This is a genomic window from Sagittula marina, assembly GCF_014196795.1.
Lineage (GTDB): Bacteria > Pseudomonadota > Alphaproteobacteria > Rhodobacterales > Rhodobacteraceae > Sagittula > Sagittula marina.
This window is the reverse complement of record NZ_JACIEJ010000004.1, coordinates 205,962-225,840: the sequence shown is the minus strand read 5'-3', so window position 1 is coordinate 225,840 and position 19,879 is coordinate 205,962. Positions and strand designations below refer to the sequence as shown.

The 19,879-nt window shown below is 59.9% G+C and carries 18 protein-coding genes; 6 read left to right on the top strand and 12 right to left on the bottom strand.

The window, feature by feature from the left end; genetic code table 11:
- Positions 1-98 precede the first annotated feature (98 nt).
- The 6 genes from GGQ68_RS09565 to GGQ68_RS09540 form a co-directional block, all read right to left on the bottom strand.
- Positions 99-737, bottom strand: a complete 639-nt coding sequence (locus GGQ68_RS09565; RefSeq protein ID WP_183965381.1) for a cell wall hydrolase — start codon at positions 735-737, stop codon at positions 99-101.
- Between the two features lie 182 nt (positions 738-919).
- The gene (locus tag GGQ68_RS09560; RefSeq protein ID WP_183965731.1) at positions 920-3,430 is read right to left on the bottom strand and encodes a putative PEP-binding protein; all 2,511 of its coding nucleotides are present in this window, start codon (positions 3,428-3,430) and stop codon (positions 920-922) included.
- Positions 3,431-3,683: 253 nt separating this feature from the next.
- A complete protein-coding gene (gene glyS, locus GGQ68_RS09555) occupies positions 3,684-5,960 on the bottom strand; it encodes a glycine--tRNA ligase subunit beta (protein ID WP_183965379.1) in 2,277 nt (758 codons plus the stop codon).
- A 108-nt stretch (positions 5,961-6,068) separates the two neighbouring features.
- Complete coding sequence (locus tag GGQ68_RS09550) at positions 6,069-6,932, bottom strand: DUF1206 domain-containing protein (protein ID WP_183965377.1); 864 nt, start codon at positions 6,930-6,932, stop codon at positions 6,069-6,071.
- A gap of 257 nt (positions 6,933-7,189) precedes the next feature.
- Positions 7,190-7,705, bottom strand: coding sequence for a DUF6446 family protein (locus GGQ68_RS09545; protein WP_183965375.1), 516 nt, complete (start codon positions 7,703-7,705; stop codon positions 7,190-7,192).
- The gene (locus GGQ68_RS09540) at positions 7,702-8,655 is read right to left on the bottom strand and encodes a glycine--tRNA ligase subunit alpha (RefSeq protein WP_183965373.1); all 954 of its coding nucleotides are present in this window, start codon (positions 8,653-8,655) and stop codon (positions 7,702-7,704) included. Before GGQ68_RS09540 ends, GGQ68_RS09545 begins: the two co-directional genes overlap by 4 nt.
- A gap of 149 nt (positions 8,656-8,804) precedes the next feature.
- Between GGQ68_RS09540 and GGQ68_RS09535 the strand changes: the two genes are divergently transcribed.
- The gene (locus GGQ68_RS09535) at positions 8,805-10,664 is read left to right on the top strand and encodes a peptidoglycan-binding protein (protein WP_183965371.1); all 1,860 of its coding nucleotides are present in this window, start codon (positions 8,805-8,807) and stop codon (positions 10,662-10,664) included.
- Positions 10,665-10,716: 52 nt separating this feature from the next.
- Here GGQ68_RS09535 and GGQ68_RS09530 read toward each other — a convergent pair whose 3' ends face one another.
- A complete protein-coding gene (locus GGQ68_RS09530) occupies positions 10,717-11,619 on the bottom strand; it encodes a DMT family transporter (RefSeq protein WP_183965369.1) in 903 nt (300 codons plus the stop codon).
- Between the two features lie 115 nt (positions 11,620-11,734).
- Between GGQ68_RS09530 and GGQ68_RS09525 the strand changes: the two genes are divergently transcribed.
- Entirely contained in the window at positions 11,735-11,905 is a 171-nt protein-coding gene (locus GGQ68_RS09525) for a hypothetical protein (protein ID WP_183965367.1), read from the top strand.
- A 70-nt stretch (positions 11,906-11,975) separates the two neighbouring features.
- Here GGQ68_RS09525 and ilvC read toward each other — a convergent pair whose 3' ends face one another.
- Positions 11,976-12,998: a ketol-acid reductoisomerase gene (gene ilvC, locus GGQ68_RS09520; RefSeq protein ID WP_183965365.1), complete on the bottom strand. Its 1,023-nt coding sequence runs from the start codon at positions 12,996-12,998 to the stop codon at positions 11,976-11,978.
- Positions 12,999-13,139: 141 nt separating this feature from the next.
- Here ilvC and GGQ68_RS09515 point away from each other — a divergent pair, with 141 nt between their 5' ends.
- The 4 genes from GGQ68_RS09515 to GGQ68_RS09500 all read left to right on the top strand — a co-directional run bounded on the left by GGQ68_RS09515 (position 13,140) and on the right by GGQ68_RS09500 (position 16,683).
- Positions 13,140-13,595, top strand: a complete 456-nt coding sequence (locus tag GGQ68_RS09515) for an Lrp/AsnC family transcriptional regulator (protein WP_183965364.1) — start codon at positions 13,140-13,142, stop codon at positions 13,593-13,595.
- A complete protein-coding gene (locus GGQ68_RS09510) occupies positions 13,592-14,056 on the top strand; it encodes an Lrp/AsnC family transcriptional regulator (RefSeq protein WP_183965363.1) in 465 nt (154 codons plus the stop codon). Before GGQ68_RS09515 ends, GGQ68_RS09510 begins: the two co-directional genes overlap by 4 nt.
- Before the next feature lie 214 nt (positions 14,057-14,270).
- The gene (locus GGQ68_RS09505) at positions 14,271-15,059 is read left to right on the top strand and encodes a GGDEF domain-containing protein (RefSeq protein WP_183965362.1); all 789 of its coding nucleotides are present in this window, start codon (positions 14,271-14,273) and stop codon (positions 15,057-15,059) included.
- Positions 15,060-15,555: 496 nt separating this feature from the next.
- Positions 15,556-16,683: an aminotransferase class V-fold PLP-dependent enzyme gene (locus GGQ68_RS09500; RefSeq protein WP_183965729.1), complete on the top strand. Its 1,128-nt coding sequence runs from the start codon at positions 15,556-15,558 to the stop codon at positions 16,681-16,683.
- Positions 16,684-16,762: 79 nt separating this feature from the next.
- Here the strand turns inward: GGQ68_RS09500 and GGQ68_RS09495 are convergent, their stop codons facing one another.
- From GGQ68_RS09495 to GGQ68_RS09480, 4 genes are all read right to left on the bottom strand, one after another.
- A complete protein-coding gene (locus tag GGQ68_RS09495; protein ID WP_183965361.1) occupies positions 16,763-17,323 on the bottom strand; it encodes a hypothetical protein in 561 nt (186 codons plus the stop codon).
- Positions 17,324-17,579: 256 nt separating this feature from the next.
- Positions 17,580-18,773, bottom strand: a complete 1,194-nt coding sequence (locus GGQ68_RS09490; protein ID WP_183965360.1) for a UbiH/UbiF family hydroxylase — start codon at positions 18,771-18,773, stop codon at positions 17,580-17,582.
- A gap of 71 nt (positions 18,774-18,844) precedes the next feature.
- A complete protein-coding gene (locus GGQ68_RS09485) occupies positions 18,845-19,045 on the bottom strand; it encodes a hypothetical protein (RefSeq protein WP_183965358.1) in 201 nt (66 codons plus the stop codon).
- A gap of 131 nt (positions 19,046-19,176) precedes the next feature.
- Complete coding sequence (locus GGQ68_RS09480) at positions 19,177-19,830, bottom strand: pyrimidine 5'-nucleotidase (RefSeq protein WP_183965356.1); 654 nt, start codon at positions 19,828-19,830, stop codon at positions 19,177-19,179.
- Positions 19,831-19,879 lie beyond the last annotated feature (49 nt).

Below are 19,879 nucleotides of genomic sequence, written 5' to 3'. Positions count from 1 at the left end.
GCGGGCTCCTTGCCGGTAGGATTGTTCGCGCCACAATAAACATGCGTCGCCGGAATGGCAGGGCCAAAACGGCGCATCACAACCAAAAAACGGTCGATTTACCGGGGGTTGTGGTAAAACAAATGGTCGCCAATGCTTGCGGTGCGGATAAAGGCCGATGACCATTTCGGGCGCACGGCATTGGTATGATAGTAGGTTGCGCCTTTGGTAAGCGGCCGCGGCGCACCGGACAACATCACTTTGGCAACCTTGCCCACGCGCGCCCAGCTTGCGGGTTCGTGAATGTTCTCTGGGTGGCCGTCGCAGGTATACGTGAACTGGCAGGCATATTTACGTCCCGTACCTTGGTTCACCACGCCGCAGACGGAGCTGGGAAAACGCGGCGACGACACGCGGTTCATGATGACTTCGGCCACAGCGAACAGACCCTTGACGGTTTCTCCGCGGGCTTCGAAATACAGCGCTTCTGCGAGGCATTCCCATTCGGCACCGCCTCTGGCAATCGGCTGTGTGGTCAACCACGCACGATCGTACCTAATTCGGCCGGCTCCCATGATGGCAGAGGCCGGGATCGGCGTGACCAAGCTTTTGAGATGGCTGGACTGCGTGCGCGATAGCGCGCGCGTTTCCAAAGCGACGAGGGTCTGCGCCCTGCGCACTTGATCGGCCATTGCCGGCAGGGCTGTGGTGGTGACCGCCGCTAAAAGGCAAAGGGCGCGGGTCAAGGCTTGGATCATGGGGCGCTCTCTGAATATGAAATCAATTGTCTCAATCCGGGCATTTGCCAGTCGGAACGGGGCGTTACCTACCGAAATTAAACAGTTGCGTAAAGCGACAGGACCGCGCAGGGCGTGTCCCAATGGGCGTGAAGGTGCCCAAGGGTCAACGTCCGCATAGGAATCCCTTGTATCGCGGCGACTTAGCGCCGTGTCGGTCGGGCAACACCCGTCTCACGAAGTGACAGCTGCGCCGCTGCCAACCGGGCAACAGGCACCCGGAAGGGGGAGCAACTGACATAATCCATGCCCACTTCGCGGCAGAAGGCAATAGATTCGGGGTTGCCGCCATGCTCACCACAAATGGACAGCATCACATCTTTGTTCGTGGCACGGGCGCGCTGCACCCCGGCGGCGATCAACTCTCCCACGCCCTCTATGTCCAGACGGTGAAACGGGTCCTCGTCAAATACGCCCTGCTGCACGTAATCTGACATGAAACGCCCGGCATCGTCGCGTGAAAGGCCATAGGTCATCTGTGTCAGGTCGTTGGTCCCGAAAGACAGGAACTGGCAATGCGGCGCGATATCGTCCGCACGCAGGCAGGCGCGGGGCGTCTCTGCCATGACTCCAAGGCGGAAGGTGAAATAGCGTCCACGTTCGGCGCGCACCTCGGCGGCGACCGCGTCGATACGGGCGCGCAAAATCTCGACCTCACGTTTAGCGCTAACCAAGGGCAGCATGATCTCGGGCACAACGGGTGCGCCTTCACGAGAGGCATCCAGTGTCGCCTCAAAGATCGCGCGCGCCTGCATGTCGTAGATTTCCGGCACCGTGATGCCAAGGCGCACGCCGCGCAGTCCCAACATTGGATTGTATTCCGCCAAGGATTCCACCCGACGCGTCACGTCAGAGATAGGCATGTCCAACGCCTCCGCCAGATCGCGCAGCCCGGCGCGGTCTTTCGGCAGGAACTCGTGCAGCGGTGGGTCAAACAGACGAATGCAGACCGGCAACCCCTCCATGATGCGGAACAGCTCGGTGAAGTCGGCGCGCTGCATGGGCAACAAGACAGCAAGCGCAGCCTGCCGGTCTTCCGGCGTATCTGCAAAGATCATCTCGCGCATGGGCGTGATGCGCTCGGCGTCAAAAAACATATGTTCCGTCCGGCACAGACCGATTCCCTGCGCCGCAAACCGCCGGGCAGTGGTTGCATCAGCGGGGGTATCGGCATTGGCACGAATGCCGATGTCACGAACCTCGTCCGCCCAGCCCATGAGCGTCTGAAACGCGTCATCGAGCGCGGCCTCTACCGTTTCCGGGCTGCCCAGCAACACCTCGCCCGAAGTGCCATCCAGCGTGATGACGTCGCCTTCCTTGAAACTGCGCCCACGTTCACCGATCAGCATTTTGCGGTGCAACTGGAACTGCATCCGCGCCGCGCCGACCACACAGGGCAGACCAAGTCCGCGCCCGATCACCGCCGCGTGGCTGGTGATGCCGCCACGCTCCGTCAAAACGCCGACGGCCGCGTGCATCCCGCGTATATCTTCGGGCGAGGTTTCACGTCGCACCAGAATACAGGCCTCGCCACGCGCAGCACTGGCCTGCGCGTCTGCTGATGTGAACACCACGCGCCCCGTCGCCGCACCGGGGGAGGCGGCGATGCCGCGCCCGATCACATCGCGTTCAGCGCCTGGGGCGATCTGTCGGTGCAGTAACTCTGAAAGGGCCCTCGGTTCTATCCGCATGACGGCTTCCTGCTCGGATATGATGCCATCTTGCGCCAGACGCACAGCGATCCGCACCGCCGCGCGGGCCGTGCGCGCCACGCGGACGCCATCCAGAATATGCACCTCGCCACCCCGGATCGTGAACTCGATCTGCATTTCCTCACGCAACCTGCGGCGCACGAGCTGGGCGAAATCGTTCAGCTTGGCAAAGGCCTCTGGCGCGAGGTCCTGCAATGACGGTCCACGCGGATCGCGTTCGAGATACAGGCTGCAATGGCGTTTGCGCAGCGCATCCCGGCCTTGGCTCTGGCTGAGATAGCGCCCGGTGAGTTGGGGCAGCCCGGTGTCGCTTTCGACCAGTTGCAAGACGCCTGAACCGCATTCACCGTGTCCCAGACCCAGTGCCATCTCCTGCACCACAAGGCCCAGCCCCGCATCCACAGGCGCGCCTTTTGCCTGGCGCAAAAGGCGCGCGGTTGTGCCTTCCCAGGCGCGCGCCATGGACCGCAGAACCTCACGCAACTGTACAGCCGGATCCTGCGGGAAGGGCTCCTCAGCCTCTGCCTCATAGGCCGCCAATGCATCGGACAGGCCGGCTGTGCCACTGTCGTCGCTCTCGTCGAATTCATCAGGGTCGAGCCGCGCCACATGCACGGCGTAGGACTGAACAAACCGAAGGTATAGCGCTGCTGCCGCCTGCGTCCCGATCTCATCGGACAGGGCCTTATACCGTGCATCGTTCATGCCGATGTTCAAAATCGCGCTCGGCCCGCCCCAATCGGGATCTTCGGACGACGGTCGGACACAGAGCAGGGCATCGCTGTCGAAAGACGCAAGCAGGCCTCTCATATCCGGCAAGGTCCCGGCAGCGATCCGATGCACCTCGTCAAAGGACAATGCCACGGTGCAAGGCACTGGCAGATCGAGGCGCACCAAGCGTTGCAAACATTTTGCGCGACCGCCATGGGTCGGCGTCGCCATGGGCGCAGAGGGCGTGATGAGCGTCACGTCACGGTGATCCGGGAGGGCTTTCTGCACTGCAGCACCTGTCTTGTTCGCGCGCAGAATACGCAGAGAAAATCATGTGACAAGATGTGGAATGGTCGCGGTCCCAAGCGGTGAAGACTGTGTGCTGCCCGTATACGGACCGCTTTGTTCATTTGCTTTGGAAGGACCTCTATGGACCGGGGGCTTTCCCCCGGACCATGGTCGTCGTGAAACGATCGTTTTGTGATCAGCCGTCCAGACGGGTCAGATCCGCAACCTGAAGACAGATGGTCCGGATCCGTGACAGCAGGTTCAGGCGGTTGCGTCGGATGATACTGTTGTCGGAATTGACCTGAACCGCATCAAAGAACGTGTCGATCGGCGCGCGCAGAGCGGCCATCGCCTCCATTGCAGCGGCGAAATCTTCGGACTGCATGGCCGGGGTGATCTTTTCCTCGGCCGCATCGAGAGCCTCGAACAGTGCTTTCTCCGCGTCGGTCTCGGCGTACTTCACATCCGCGCCGAAAGAGTACTCGACGCCGTCCTTTTCTTCGGCCTGAGAAAGAATGTTGTTGGCGCGCTTGAAGCCCTGGACGAGGTTTTCGCCATCCTCGGAACTGAGCAGCTCTTGCAACGCCTCTGCGCGCTTGACCAGCAGCACGAGGTCATCCGCGCCATCCATCGCTAGACAAGCGTCGATCACATCGTGACGGATGCCTTCAGCGCGCAGGTGCACCTTCAGGCGGTCATGGAAAAACGACAGAAGTTCGCTCGTAAGGGCGGCCTCATCGAATCCGTCGCGGGAGATCAGTTGTCGGCCATCATCGGTGGCGATTGGTTCATAGTTCGAGACGATCAGCCCATGTTCAGCAGCTTCTGTAGCCAACTTTGCTGCAGCTTTCTCGATTTCACCGCCATCAAAACCAAGTGCGCGACCCTTTTCACGGATTTCATCAGCTTGCTTAATGTAAGTTTGCCAATTCAATTCAGCTGCTAATTTTGAAAGTTGCGAGGAAAACGCGTCTTTTAGCGACATCCGTAAATCATTCACCAGTACCAGCCGGATCACTCCCAACGCAGCGCGGCGCAGGGCGAAGGGGTCCTTGGACCCGGTCGGCTTCTCGTCGATGGCCCAGAAGCCGGTCAGCGTGTCGAGCTTGTCCGCCAGTGCCACGGTGACGGCCACGGGCTCAGACGGGACATCATCGGACGGACCTAGCGGGGAGTAGTGTGTTTCGCAGGCGTTGGCGACCTCAGGGGGCAGGCCCGCTGCTTCGGCGTAGTAGCGGCCCATCAGCCCCTGCAATTCCGGGAATTCGTAAACCATTTCCGACGACAGGTCGGCCTTGGCGACTTCAGCAGCCTGACGGGCCAATGCAGCATCGGATCCGACCTGCGGGGCCAATGCCTCGGCCAACGCGGCGATGCGCTGGATGCGCCCCTGCTGCGATCCGAGTTTGTTGTGGAAGGTTACGTTTGACAGACGATCCGTCCAGGCGGTCAGCCCGTCAGTGGTCGCCACGCGCAGGTCGTTTTCCCAGAAGAACTTCGCATCCGACAGCCGTGCGGCCAGAACCTTCTGGTTGCCTGCAAGGATGGTTGCGCCGTTGTCGCTGGTCTCGATGTTGGCAACCGTGACGAATTTCTCGATCCGTCCGGTCTCGGGGTTCTTAACCGAAAAGAACTTCTGATGTTCTTTCATGGAGGTTTGCAGCACTTCTGGCGGCAGACCTAGGAAATCCTCGGCAATGTCGCCCATCAGAACAACCGGCCATTCTACCAGGCCTGCAACCTCTGCCAGCAGCCCATTGTCCTCCACGACTTCCAAGCCTTGGGCGAATGCCATGTTGGTTGCGTCGTTCCAGATATGCTGTTCGCGCTCAGATGCCTGAAGAATGACCTTCGCCTGCTTCAATTTCGCATCGTAATCATCGAAAGACGTCACATCGAAAGGTTTGCCGCCCATGAAGCGATGACCTTCGGTCGTGTTGCCCGCCTTGATCCCGTCGATGTCCAGATCGACGACCTGCGCGCCTTCCTCCGTTGTCAGGATGCACGTAATGCGATGCAGGGGGCGGACCCAGCGCAGTGTGCCCGAGCCCCAGCGCATGGATTTTGGCCAGGGAAAGCCGCGCACCGTCTTTTCCAGCACATCTGCGATGATCGCATCGGCCTTTCGGCCCGGAGTGGTGACAGTGGCGAAGTAGAAGCTCCCCTTCTTTTCCTCGCGCTCTTCCAGCTGTTCGCGGGTCACGCCGGCGCCGCGCATGAACCCTTCAAGCGCTTTGTCCGGTGCGCCGACTTTCGGGCCGCGACGCTCTTCTTGCAGGGTGGGGGATTCCGCGGTTAGGCCGCCGACCGTCAATGCCAAACGGCGCGGGGTGTGAAACGCCGCTGCCGAAGCGTAGGTCAGTCCTGCTTCGACCAAACCATCGGTCACCAGCTTCTGAAGGTCGGCGGCGGCTTTGGCCTGCATCCGCGCGGGGATTTCCTCGGAAAAGAGTTCGATCAGAAGGTCCGGCATCGTATCACCACAGCTTTGCCCGCACCAATCTGGCGCGGGCGTGTCTCGTTGTGGCTGGTGTCTAGCGGCCCCGGCGCGGGGTCGCAAGCGCCCCTAGGGGAAATGGCCTCAGGCAGTGGCTTCGTGCAGCTTGCCTTCGGCTTTCAGCTTGGCCTGTCTCGCCATTGTCATGACGTCAGGTCCAGCGTAACGCGGCAGGATGCGATAGGTGCCTTCAACGGCGTTTTCGATGGCAAAGCCGATAAGGCCGAGACCAACAGCGCCCAACAGGATGCGGCCAAACGACATGGAGCGCAGTTGACCAAGCGCTTCGCCGACGCCGCCAGCTTGGCTTGGATCGGTGTTGATGGCAGCAATGAGGATAGAAATACCGATCAAGCCAACGACGACACCTTCGGCAATGCAGCCGAACTTCATGGCCGGGTCGAGTTTCTGTGTGGTCGGAGTGACGCGGATGTGTTTTTTGTACTTCTCGCCCCAACCTTTGCGCATGTAGTAAATACCGGCGCCGATGGTGATGACGCCGACAATACCCACCAGCCACGGTCCATAAGGCATGGACATCAGTTTCTGCGTCGCGCTTTGGGCACCCCCTCCATCGGAGCCATTGCCGCCGCCCATTGCGGTGGCCGCAACCGACACACCGATGGCACCGTGGATCAAACCGGTGACTGCCAGACCGATCCGCGCAAACATGCCTTTGGCATCGCTGCCATAGTCGTCAAGGTCGAGTGCGGCGTCGACGAGTCTCCAGACCATGTAGGCAAACAAACCTATGGAGATAACCCAGAGGGCAAAGACGCCCAAAGGCGCAGAGCGCAGGTCGGCGAGTGCGTTGGTTGTGCCCTGGGCCTGCCCTCCGCGAACGGCAGCGAGGAAGGCCAGCACCCCGACAATTGTGTAGACAGCGGCGCGGGCATAATACCCTGCGCGCATGACGGGTGGGACCCACGCTGGGGCTTTATCGGACATTTGGGCTTCCTCCTGTTGCTTGTAGGGACAGCGCATGAGGAGGGGAAAGGTTCCGAGGTGGGCAAGATTTCGCCAACTTCGGGCCATCAGTCGCGTCGGAGACGGGGCAATTCCGCCCCGCCCGATGACCTTATCTCGGCTACTTTTCACACAGCAGTAAATCGAGGCGGCGGTCCAAAACCCTTTTGGCAGAAAAGCATTGTCTCCGCAGGCCGAACTGCCGCGTTCCGGCTGTCGATCCTGCGTGCCGGCTCAAATCAGCGCTCGGGGCACTCGTCGCCCAGTGGCGTGCCGTCGTAAGCCTTGTCGCCGCAATCGTTGACCTCGTGCCAAACGTAGCCGCGTCCGTCGTCTGTGATTGCCACAACGCGGTCGATGCCGAATTCGCGGTTGCGTTCGTCAACAAAGACCACCGCAGTGTCGGCTTCGATTTCACCACCGATGGCCTCGGCGTCGAAACAGTCGAACCAGCCCGGCGCAACGCGCGGTTCAGCGCCCTCGTAGATCTCGTATGTTTCTGTCAGCATCGGGATCGACATCGGTGTGGTAAAGCACGCGCGATACCGAATGGGAGAGCTGTTGGCGTCGATGGCCTCGAAGTTCTCGTAAAGGATCGGTTCGCGTTCGCCCGTGGCCGTGTTCAACAACATGACGTCGGTGCTGCCATTGGCCTGCACCGGTTCGTAGTAGTAGTACACCTGTGTGTAGTAGACCACGGCACCGAAAACGAGCGCCACGATCACGATGGCCGCCGCAAATATCTTTCCGGTCACGCTGCTTCTCCGGGCTCGAACCCACCGGCTTCGGTCTGGACAAAGGCATCGGCACACATTTTTGCCAGCGCCCGGACGCGGCCTATATAGGCTTGGCGTTCGGTGACGGAGATCACGCCGCGCGCGTCGAGCAGGTTGAAGAGGTGGCTCGCCTTGATGCACTGGTCATAGGCCGGATGTGCCATGATGATACGCTTGCCGGTCTTCGGGTCCGTATGGTCTGCCGCCAGGATCGAAGCACATTCGGCCTCTGCCTTGATGAAGTCTTCGAAGAGTTTCTCGGTGTTGGCCACATCGAAGTTGTGGCGCGAATACTCTTCCTCGGTCTGGCGAAAGACATCACCGTATTTGAGGGCGATCGGCGACTGCGGATCGTTGAACGGCATGTCCATCACATGATCGACGCCGAGCACGTACATGGCCAAACGCTCCAATCCATAGGTCAATTCACCGGACACTGGATGGCAGTCGTGACCGCCAACCTGTTGAAAGTAGGTGAACTGCGAGACTTCCATACCGTCGCACCAGACTTCCCAGCCCAAGCCCCATGCGCCGAGGGTCGGGCTTTCCCAATCGTCCTCGACAAAGCGCACGTCGTGTTTGGACATGTCGATGCCGATGGCTTCGAGCGAGCCGAGGTACAGCGCTTGAAGGTCCGGCGGCGAGGGTTTGATGATCACCTGATACTGGTAGTAGTGCTGCAAACGGTTGGGGTTCTCGCCATACCGCCCATCGGTGGGACGGCGCGAGGGCTGAACATAAGCAGCGGCCCAGGCCTTCGATCCCAGTGCCCGCAGCGTGGTGGCCGGGTGAAACGTGCCCGCGCCAACTTCCATGTCGTAGGGTTGCAACACGGCGCAGCCCTTGCCCGCCCAATAGGTCTGCAAACGCAGAATGATCTCTTGGAAAGAGGTCGGTTTGGGCAGCGATGTGGATTGGGTCTCGGGCATTTCGGGCTCCCTTGCGGCGGTTGCGGCCTGATTAGGCGGCAACAGGCGCGGGGTCAATCTGAACGGGGCTTGATTTTCGCGTGCACAGCCTGCCTGATCTGGTAAGTAACCTGTTGATTGTCGAATTGTAGCTAGGGTCCGTGACACATATGCCGAGCCATTTGAAATACCTCGTTTTTGCGCTGGCCCTCGCAGGGCAAACCGCGTTTGGCCAGACAGCGCCGGATGCGGAGCAGTTTTATATTCAGGTCGAGGCACGCACGTCTTTGACGGGCGCGCAGTCCTCGGTGCGGCGGTTTTCGCGAACTCTCGGAAATGTGAACGGCTTTTCCCTGGGCGGTGGATGGTACGGCGTGGCCGTTGGCCCCTTCGCCGACCGCGACGAGGCAGAGGCGTTTCTGGGCCAGATGATGGTGAACGGAGATATTCCGCCGGACAGCTACATCGAAAGCAGCAACGTCTATGGCCGCCAGTTCTGGCCCGTCGGGGCTCAAGTCACTCAGGATGCGGCGACCGAAGAGTCAGCGGCTGATGTCTCGGAACTGCGCCAGCAATTGGCCGAGGACGCGACGGATCTGACCGAACGCACGCGCGAAGCGATTGTCCAGGATGCCGAAGAACCGGCACCGGTGACAGATGAGGCAGTTGTTGAGTCGCAGACCCCATCGGTGCGCCCTGTGGATGTCGACGAGGAAACCCCGCGCGAGGCGCGCAATTCCGAACGGCTGCTAAACAGGGATGAGCGGGACGCGCTGCAGATCGCGTTGCAATGGGCCGGCTTCTACGACGGTCGCATTGATGGCGCCTTCGGTGGCGGCACGCGCCGTTCCATGGCCGCTTGGCAAGACGCCAATGGTCTGGAGGCCACAGGCGTTTTGACAACGCTTCAGCGCGAAGAGCTGCTGCGCCAGTACAACGCCGTGCTTGATGGTTTGGGAATGCGCGACTACCTCGACAACCGGGCGGGCATCGTGATGCAGATGCCGATGGGTGTCGTGTCTTTTGATCGATACGAAGCGCCGTTCGCGCTCTTTGAACCGACAGGGGACTTGCAGGCGCGGGTGCTGCTGATTTCTCAGCCCGGAGACTCGCGCACGCTCAACGGCCTGTATGAGATCATGCAGACGCTGGAAATCGTTCCGACCGAGGGAGAACGCAGCCGTGACCAGCGTGGCTTCCGTCTGACCGGTGCGAACGACCGCATCGTCTCCCATACCGAAGTCGGCCTGCAAAACGGCGAGATCAAGGGCTTTACCCTGATCTGGCCCGCAGGGGACGAAGAGCGGCGTACGCGCGTACTGGCGCTGATGCAGGACAGCTACCAGCGCGTCGATGGTGTTCTGGACCCGGCGGCCGTGACCGATGACGGCCAATCGGTAGACCTTGTGTCCGGCCTGCGCGTGCGCACGCCAAAGGGCAATGGCTCGGGCTTCTTCATTGATGATCGAGGCACTGTTCTGGCCTCGTCCACGACTGTCGGTCAGTGCGACCGTGTGACGATCAACGGAAGCTATGATGCGGAGGTCATGGCCACCGATACACAGCTCGGCGTGTCACTCCTGCGTCCTGTGGACACCCTGTCGCCGCGTGGCGTCGCGCAGTTCACGGTTGAAACGCAACGTTTGCAGTCCGAAGTTGCCGTCGCCGGCTTCAGTTTTGGGGGGGTGCTGACCGCGCCGACCCTGACGTATGGCACGCTGGAAGACACGCAAGGCTTGGCTGGCGAGGAGACAGTCAAACGTCTGGCCATGAACGTCATGCCCGGCGATGCGGGCGGCCCGGTCTTTGATGCGGGCGGTCAGGTGATGGGCATGCTGCTGCCGCGTGACACGGACGGCGGGCGCGTCCTGCCCGATCAGGTAAGCTTTGCCGCCAAGGGGGAGTTGATCGTGGACTTCCTTCGGGCGAACGGTGTGCAGTCCACGGTGCAGAGCAGCGTCGGGACGCTGGCACCAGAAGATCTGACGGCGCAGGCCACTGATATGACTGTCCTGGTAAGCTGCTGGTAAGCGATCCGCACTGGACAGACCCCGTGAAGGCCCTGCCGCGTGCGGGGCCTTTTCATTTACCGAACAGCCGTTTCAGCGCGCCCCACTGGCTCAGAAATACTCCGGCGAGGATCAAGGCCATTGCCAGCAGCAGTGAGGGGTGCAGTTGCTCACCCAGCACCAGAACGCCCAAAACGACAGACCACAGCGGCACCTGATAGTTCGTCAGGCTCATGAACACCGGTCCGGCAGAGCGCACCACCAACACCCGCAAAAGATTGGCCCCGGCAGTGGGCACCAACCCTAGCACAGCCACGACCAAAAGCGTCTGCGTATCGGGCATGACCGGCATCCCCTCACGCAGCAGCGCCACGGGAATGACCAAGGCAGAGCCAATCACCAACGGCACGGCGGCCAGCCCGATGGGATCGACGGGCGGCATCCGGCGCATGGTGACGGTGCTGACTGCGTAACACCCGGCGGCGCAAAGGCACGCGAGGCGACCAAACGGCTCCATCGCTTCACCGGTGGAGGCCAGCGCCTCTGGTCCAATCAACACAACCACCCCGACAAAGCCGATCAGAAAGCCGATAAACCGCCGTAGGGTCATGCGCTCTCCGGGTAAGAACACATGCGCCAGCGGCAAGACAATCAGCGCGACGGCGGCCATGCTGACGCCCGCAAACCCGGAGGTCACATACTGCAGCCCCCAACTGAGCAGCATGAAGGGCACGGCGGTCGACAGCAGTCCGACAGTGACAAGCGACAGCCATGCACGGGTGTCCGTCAGCCAAAGCCGCCCGCCAAGGACGCGCCAGATGACCACGGTCAGTGCAGCGGCAAAGCCAATGCGATACGCCGCCAGCCAAAACGGTGTCATGCCGCGCAAGGCGATTTCCATCAACAGAAAGGTTGCGCCCCAGACGAGGCCAAGCGCCAGAACCATGATCCAGCTTCGCGCAGTGATTTCGGGCATCGTTTGGTGGTCCTGTTTGGTGGCCGGAGGACCAAAGGCGCGGCAGTATGTCGCGCCGCGGGAACGTCAGGCGGGCCACGCGTGTTCAGTTCATTAATTACAAGGAGGAACTGGAATGGGTGCTACAGAGATCGTTGTAATTCTCTTTCTCGTCACGCTTGGAGCAGTATTGGTCTTTGCTCTTGTCAGCAAGAAAAAGATCGAAGACCGCCGCCATGATCCTGCCGCCACGAAATCTACGCTGGCCGAAGACAAGTCTTCGACCGGGAAGCCAGCGGACGTGTAATTCCGCCCTGAAGCTAAAGGCGGCACCGCATTCGATGCCGCCTCATTTTCTGTCGTCTCGGTAAGCGAGATCAGTTTTTGGACTTGTCGACCATCTTGCCGGCTGAAATCCACGGCATCATGCCGCGCAGCTTGGTGCCGGTTTCTTCGATCATGTGCTCATCGTTGGCGCGGCGCGATGCTTTGATCGTTGGCTGGCCCACTGCGTTTTCGAGCATGAAGTCACGCACGAATTTGCCCTGCTGGATGTCGGTGAGAACCGCTTTCATGGCCGCCTTTGTCTGCTCGTAGGGCAGAATGCGCGGACCGGTTACGTACTGGCCGTACTCGGCGGTGTTCGAGATCGAGTAATCCATGTTTGCAATGCCGCCTTCGTAGATCAGGTCCACGATCAGCTTCACTTCGTGCAGGCACTCGAAATAGGCCATTTCGGGCGCGTAGCCGGCTTCGACCAGAGTTTCAAAGCCGCAACGGATCAGTTCCACGAGACCGCCGCACAGAACCGCCTGCTCACCAAAGAGGTCGGTTTCGCATTCTTCGCGGAAGTTGGTTTCGATGATGCCAGAGCGGCCGCCACCGATGGCGGAGCAGTAGGAAAGACCGATTTCCAGCGCCTTGCCGGTGGAGTCGGTGTCAACAGCCACGAGGCAGGGCACGCCGCCACCCTTGGTGTATTCGCCTCGTACGGTGTGACCCGGGCCTTTGGGCGCCATCATGATGACGTCGACGCCTTCCTTGGGCTCGATCAGGCCGAAGTGCACATTCAGGCCGTGGGCGAACGCGATGGCGGCGCCGGGCTTGATGTTGTCGTGGACGTATTTCTTGTAGGTCTCGGCCTGAAGTTCGTCGGGCATGGTGAACATGATGACATCACACCAGGCGGCGGCTTCTGCGATGCCCATGACCTGAAGGCCTTCGGCTTCGGCTTTCTTGGCGGAGGCAGAGCCTTCGCGCAGAGCCACGACAAGGTTCTTTGCGCCGCTGTCGCGCAGGTTCAGGGCGTGTGCGTGGCCTTGCGAGCCGTAGCCCAGAATGGCGACTTTTTTATCCTTGATCAGGTTCACGTCGCAATCGCGGTCATAGTAAACGCGCATGTGTCTCTCCTCGGGTTTTCGAAGTGCTTATGGATTGAGCGGAACTTACGCCGTTGCGATGCGAGAGCGGTTGCGTTTTTTGAGTGTTTTCAAAGTTCAGAAATACAAGTATTCGTCATTTCCTAAATTATCGGAGAAATCATGCTTGATGACACTGATCGACGCATTCTGCGACACTATCAGGCGGAGCCGGACATCGCGGCATCGGATCTTGCCGAGCGGGCAGGGGTGACGCCATCTACGCTGACACGACGATTGGAGCGACTACGGGACAAAGGCATCCTGCGGGGGCTGTGTGGTGTAATAAATTGGCAGGCTTTGGGTTGGGAGGTGGAGGTGTCATTGCGTGTCACGCTGGACAAAACGCAACCACGCGCATTTGACGAATTTATCGCCGCCGCTCGTGAGGTGTCAGAGGTGATGGAGATCCAGACCTTCCTCGGTCAGACGGATGTGCGCCTCGCCGTGATCGCTCGGGATATGGCGCATTATCAGCAGCTTTATCGCAAGCGCCTTCTGACCCTGCCGCATATCAACGATATCGAAGCACTGATGCATGTGGCACGCGTCAAGGATACGGAGGCGCTGCCGCTATGATCTCGCTTGACGATACGGACCGGGCCTTGATCCGGGCGTTGGCAGAGGATGCCACGCAAACGGCGGGAGCGTTGGGGCGCGCGCTTGGGCTGTCGCAACCGGCGTGCTGGCGGCGCATAAAACGGCTGCGCGAAGCGAATGTCTTCCGCGAATCGAGGTTGGACGTGGATACCGAGGCGTTGGGCTTTGGCGTGACGGTGTTTTTAGGGGTTAAGCTCGCGACGAAGGGGCGGGTGAGCCTTGAGGATTTTGAGCGAGCGGTTTCCGCAATTCCCGAGGTGCAGATCGTGGAGCATGTTCTTGGTCTGTTTGATTACCGTCTGCGTGTCGTCGCACGCGACATCCCTGATTTCGAACGGGTTTTGCGGCGGCGGATCATGACATTGCCGGGGGTGGGCAATCTGGAGGCCAATGTCCTGTTGTCCGAGGAACGCCGCGCCGGGCCGCTCGATCTGATCTGATTTACAGAAAATCCAATCTATTCGGTTAGTATCGTTTAAAGATTTCCCATGCCATTTGTGCCATACACACAGGGCGGCTAGCGCCTCTTCTGGCAAGGGCTGTCGCCGGCGATAGGCGTTGCCTTGTCGTCGATCCGTGTATTGGAACGGCTTGGAGAAACCGGCTGGAGCATCGACCCGAAGGGTCGCCAACAGGGCCGAGCAGGAACGTCAAATGGCATGGCACAAAGGATATTTGTTGGTCGCTATTCTGCTGGTGACCTCGTTTAGCAACCTGTTGGTTGCCAATACGGTCATGATGATGGGCGTGTCGATACCGCAGGGCTTGCGGCTGCTGGCGAGCCTTGCATTTTCTGGCGGACTCACGGTGCTGTTTGCGGGATCGCTGATCCGACAGGCACAAAGCAGCGCACGCACTGCCGAGGAACTGCGCCGCCGCGTGTTTCGTGACCGGCTGACCGACGTCTCCACGCGCGATTTCCTGTTCGAACGTCTGTCGCGATGCCCGCGGGTCAGCGGAATTGTTCTGATGGTAGACATCGACCACTTCAAGCGGATGAATGATACGCATGGCCACATGGCTGGAGATCAAGTCATTCGCACAGTAGCCAACGCGCTGCGTGTTCAGTGCCGTACGGAAGATATCGTCTGCCGTTTTGGGGGCGAGGAGTTTTTGATCTTCCTGCCAGGAAGCGACGAGGCACATGGGAAGGACGTCGCGGAACGTCTGCGCGCCTCGGTGAAAGATGCCTACACGGACTTCGACGGTCAGAAACTGCGCGTAACAATTTCTGTCGGTGCCGCGATGAAAGCTCAGGAAGAGACCATTGATATGGCCATCCGGGCGGCAGACGATGCGCTTTACCAAGCGAAAAGATGCGGGCGCGACCGTGTGGCCCTGTCTTGGGAGCCGCGCATGCCTGACCACACCTGTCCGCTTTCATCTGAGGTGCTATGTCCCATAAGGCCGACAGCCGCGGAGCACTGGCCCCATAACGCTTGAGCGTCTAGCGCCAAATCGGATGAGGGATGCAGGGCGTCCAACTCTGGAAGAAACGAAACGATTTCGTCACGCAACTCTGCGCCGACTGATTCATGTGCCTCGTCTGTCAAATGCGGGGACGCAATAGGCGTTGGGGTCGGTTGCAATCATGAAGATGACGTCATTTTCCTCCCAGACCAACTCCACCTAGGATCAAACCTCCTTTGTCGAGGTCCCCGACCTTGTTGCTGTTAGGTGTCGTGGGAACGTCTAAAACGCTGAGGGTAATCAAAAAACGTCAGGTCTGTCTCGCTCCTCACGGTATCGCCCTTATTGTCGTCCACGCCAGATTGACTGCACAAATGTTTGTAATGCGCCGGTTGGCGCCAAAGCTCCAAGCTTCCCGAATGAGGCCATGCCGGTCTTCCGCGCTTGGGATGTCGCGCAATTGCGCCAATGGTTTCTCTTTTGCCACAAGGCGCACTGCGCTAGGTCAGAGAAAACAATGGAGAAAACGATGGCCGCATTGCTCGACACGATTGACCCGGAAGGGCTCGAAGAATTCTCGGTGGTTTTCACAGACCGATCGCTTAACCACATGTCCGGCGCGTTTCAGACGGTTATGACCGATATTTCGGGCATGTTGAAAGACGTCTACAACGCTCACGCCGTGGCCGTGGTGCCGGGTGGGGGAACTTTTGGAATGGAGGCCGTCGCCCGTCAGTTCGGTCAACAGGCAGACGTGTTGGTGGTCCGCAACGGTTGGTTCTCCTACCGTTGGTCGCAGATTTTTGACGCTGGTCAATTCGGCGGCGAGACGACTGTGATGAAGGCACGTCAAACCGGCAACGCGGTGGACGCGCCGTTTGTCCCTGCGCCGATCGAAGAGGTCGAGGCTAAAATAGCCGAAGTAAAGCCGGCGCTGGTTTTTGCCCCGCATGTGGAAACGTCGGCGGGCATGATCCTGCCAGACGACTATATCAAACGGCTTGCAGCTGCAGCGCATGAGGTCGGCGCGCTTATGGTGCTGGACTGCATTGCCTCGGGCTGTGTTTGGGTGGACATGGCGGAAACCGGTGTGGACGTGTTGATCTCAGCCCCGCAGAAGGGATGGTCCGCCACACCCTGTGCAGGCCTTGTCATGTTGTCAGAGCGTGCAATGGCTCGGATGGAGGAGACGACCTCGGACAGTTTTGCCGTGGACCTGAAAAAGTGGCACCAGATCATGAAGGCTTACGAAGACGGTGGCCACGCCTATCATGCGACCATGCCGACGGATGGCCTGCGCAGCTTTCGTGACGCCATGGCAGAGACGAAGGACTACGGCTTTACCCGCCTGAAAGAGGCACAATGGGCACTGGGCAACGGAGTGCGTCAGGTGTTCGCTGAAAAGGGCGTGAAAAGCGTGGCGGCAGAGGGCTATGCCGCGCCCGGCGTCGTGGTCTGCTACACAGACGATCCGGCGATCAAGTCGGGCAAGGCCTTTGCCGAGAAGGGCATGCAAATTGCAGCCGGTGTGCCACTGGCAGTGGATGAGCCCGACGGCTTTTCGACCTTCCGTATCGGTCTGTTCGGGTTGGACAAGCTTTACGACGTTGACGGCACCATCGGACGCCTGCGCGCCGTGGTGGATCAGGTTCTTTAACGCAGCAGAGGAAGATCTTTGCCGCGCCGATATAAACTCGGCGCGGCCGCGAACGACCAAAGTAGAAACGCCCTTGGGATCATTGGCTGAACATGGCCACCACATCCGGGTGAGGCGCTGGCAGCACGGTAATATGCCCAGACAGAGCTGTGCCCGGCGCAGCGCAAGTGCCCGCAACACCGTCTTTCGTGTTTCCCGGACACAGAGCGTGGTTGGTGTGCAATCCGAAATACGCATTGCCCCGTTCCACTTCGCTCAGCACAAAATCGGCACCGCCCTCCGGCCCGACAATCGGATCTTCGACCTTCCAATTGCTGACGCGAAACACAAAGCCGCTGTCTGTCTCTTCAAATTCGCCCGGCAACTGTTGGATGAAAAAGTTGGGACCCCCTTGTGGATAGTTGTGGATATGGATCGAGCCGAGCATGCCGCCGGGTCCTGCGGGTGCCAGATCGTCGGTCGACGTGCCGTCTATGGTCATCACCAACTCGATAATCGTGCCGGTGTCGCGGTCGTATGTCAGCGACGCCGCGCCCTGTGCCGGGACGCTAGAGCCCCAGTGTGCAGAAACAGCGTGACTTGCACGCATTTCCGACACCGCGCGGACGACTTCGGCACCGGCAGACAAAGGAAGAGCCATGGCGCACGCACAGGCGGCACCCAGAATAGTGTTAATTCGCATGGGGTTACCTTTGATTTTGGCGTTTTGGTTTGTATGATCTTTGTTGCTTGGACGCCTTAAAAGCAGGTAAACGAATCCGTTCGCATGACGTCTGTTGCCATAGCGTTCTCGAAAAACAACTCACCAGATGTGGGGAGCTGCTTTTTCAACCTTGGAATACCTCAGGCGAGTTCTGCTGGTTGGATTCCCGTGTCTCCAAAAGGAATCGCCTGGGTCAACCAGAAGCGCCTAAACCGACCTTCATCAGTGACGTCCGCACCGGCTTCATGCTGTAGAGCGCGTCAAGTCCCTTAGCCCGCAGGTCGCGCAAGGGTTGGGAAGACATTTGGCTTATGCGGTTCAAAGCAGTTATTCCGGTGACGCGCGCGCGCACATCAGCCGCCCGGCGATTGTGGTAGGCATCCAGCATCTGAGCATCACCCAGCCGATCCGGTGCGGCGACAGCCAGATCCCTCAGCGCGATGATGTCCTTCAAGCTCATATTCAGACCTTGCGCGCCAATCGGGGGCACCACGTGTGCGGCCTCGGCCACCAAGGCGATGCGCTGACCTGACAGACGGTCGGCCTCTTGTGCGATGATCGGCCAGACGGTCCGACGCGAGGCCAGAGACAGCGGCCCAAAGAGGTGGCAGGAACGTTCCGACATCTCCGCTTCCAAGGCCTCGGGGGACAATGCCATACGCCGCGCGCACTCCGGGCCACTGTCCATCCACACGATGGCAGAGGATGGGCGGCCGTCGTGATCGGGCAGGGGCACAAGCGTGAACGGGCCGCCTGTGCGGTGGATCTCGGTCGAGACGTTGTCGTGCGGGATCGGATGGGTCACCGCAAAGGCCAGCGCCTTTTGCCCGAACCGTGTGGTTTTGACACCAATGCCAGCCGCCTGCCGCATGGGGGAGGAGCGACCATCGGCGGCGATCACCAGTCGTGTCCTGATCCGCGATCCGTCGGACAGGGAGACACGCGCTTCGCCTTCTCGGGTGAACAGGCCGGTAGTGGCCGTGCCGGGGCGGAAATCGACATGCGCCAACTCCGCCAAACGGGCTGTCATCTCGCGCCGCAGCAACCAGTTCGGCAGGTTCCACCCGAAAGGTTTGTCAGAGATATCACCGGACTTGAAATCCTTGATCACCCGAGGCTCTGCCACCTCGCCACCGGCATCGACGATGCGCATGGTCGTCAATGGCATGGCGTATTCTGCAAGACGCGGCCATAGACCCACCTCGTCGAGAAACATCTGCGCGGGCTGCAAAAAGGCTGTTGTGCGCAGATCCGAGCCATCGGCCTCGCGGTCTGTCACAGGCGGTGTCGGGTCCACCACCAAAGTGGAAAACCCGGCCTGCGCAAAGGCGGCCGCGGCGGTCAGACCCGCGATGCCGCCGCCCGAGATGGTGATGTCATAATCCATGGTCATTCTCCTTGCGACGATATCTAGTACGCACAAGGGGGAGGGACCATGCGACCGGTTTGCGGCTTTGCCTATTTTCCCACGGTGATCAGCAAAAGAACGACGAACATCACCGGCACGCAGGTCAGAGCGATCATGGCGAGCGCGGGCAGTCCCCAGAAATATGTGGCCAGCGCAACGATCTCGAGAAAGACCAACACGGTCCAAAGTATGTTGTGTTCGACTTTCGCTGCGGGCGCGGCGTTTTCCGAGAAGGTCTCAATGCTGCTCATTGCGTGTCTCCTGTGTGGCTGTGCCGGAGACATATGCATTCGCTGCATCAAAGGTACGTGCGAAATGTCGCATAGCGCCAGAACCCCTGCCTTTGGGGGCAATCTGCGACAATCTGCCTGAGCCTTGGCCGTCAGCCGCCCGTGTATTTCGACACCTTTTTCAGAAATGCCGTGAGATTGTCGGTATGGTGGTGAATGTGTTCGGCCGGGGCCGGCTCTGGCGCGACATGGACGGTCGTCATGCCAAGCGCGTGTGGCACTTCGAGGTTCCTGGAATCATCTTCGAACATCACGGCCTCTGCGGGGTGCAGTCCGTCGAGTGCAAAAATCCGATCAAAGGCGGAGGCGTGCGGTTTGGGCAGATAATCGGCGTGCTCAACCCCGTAGATCGCGTCAAAAGCGTCTGAAAGCCCGCGCGCCTTCAGCACCCGCGCGGCATAAGGCGCGCTGCCGTTGGTATAAACGATGCGCCGACCGGGCAGGGCGGCGATCAGCTCTGCCAGATGCGGATCCGGCTCCAGCGCATCAAAGGAGATGTCGTGCACCTCATCCATATAGGCGACAGGGTCAACGCCGTGGTTTTGCATCAATCCCGCCAGCGTCGTGCCGTGCTCACGCCAATAGAGCGACCGCATTTCATCCGCTTCGGCATGACCGATGCCCAGCGTGTTCATGACAAAGCTGTTCATTTTGACCTCTATCTGGTCAAACAGCCGCATATGTGGCGGGTAGAGCGTATTATCGAGGTCAAAGACCCAGGCGCGTAAGCGTTCAAATCGTTTCATATCCAGAGATATAGGTCGAAATGCGTCAATGAGGCAATTCATGGCGCTT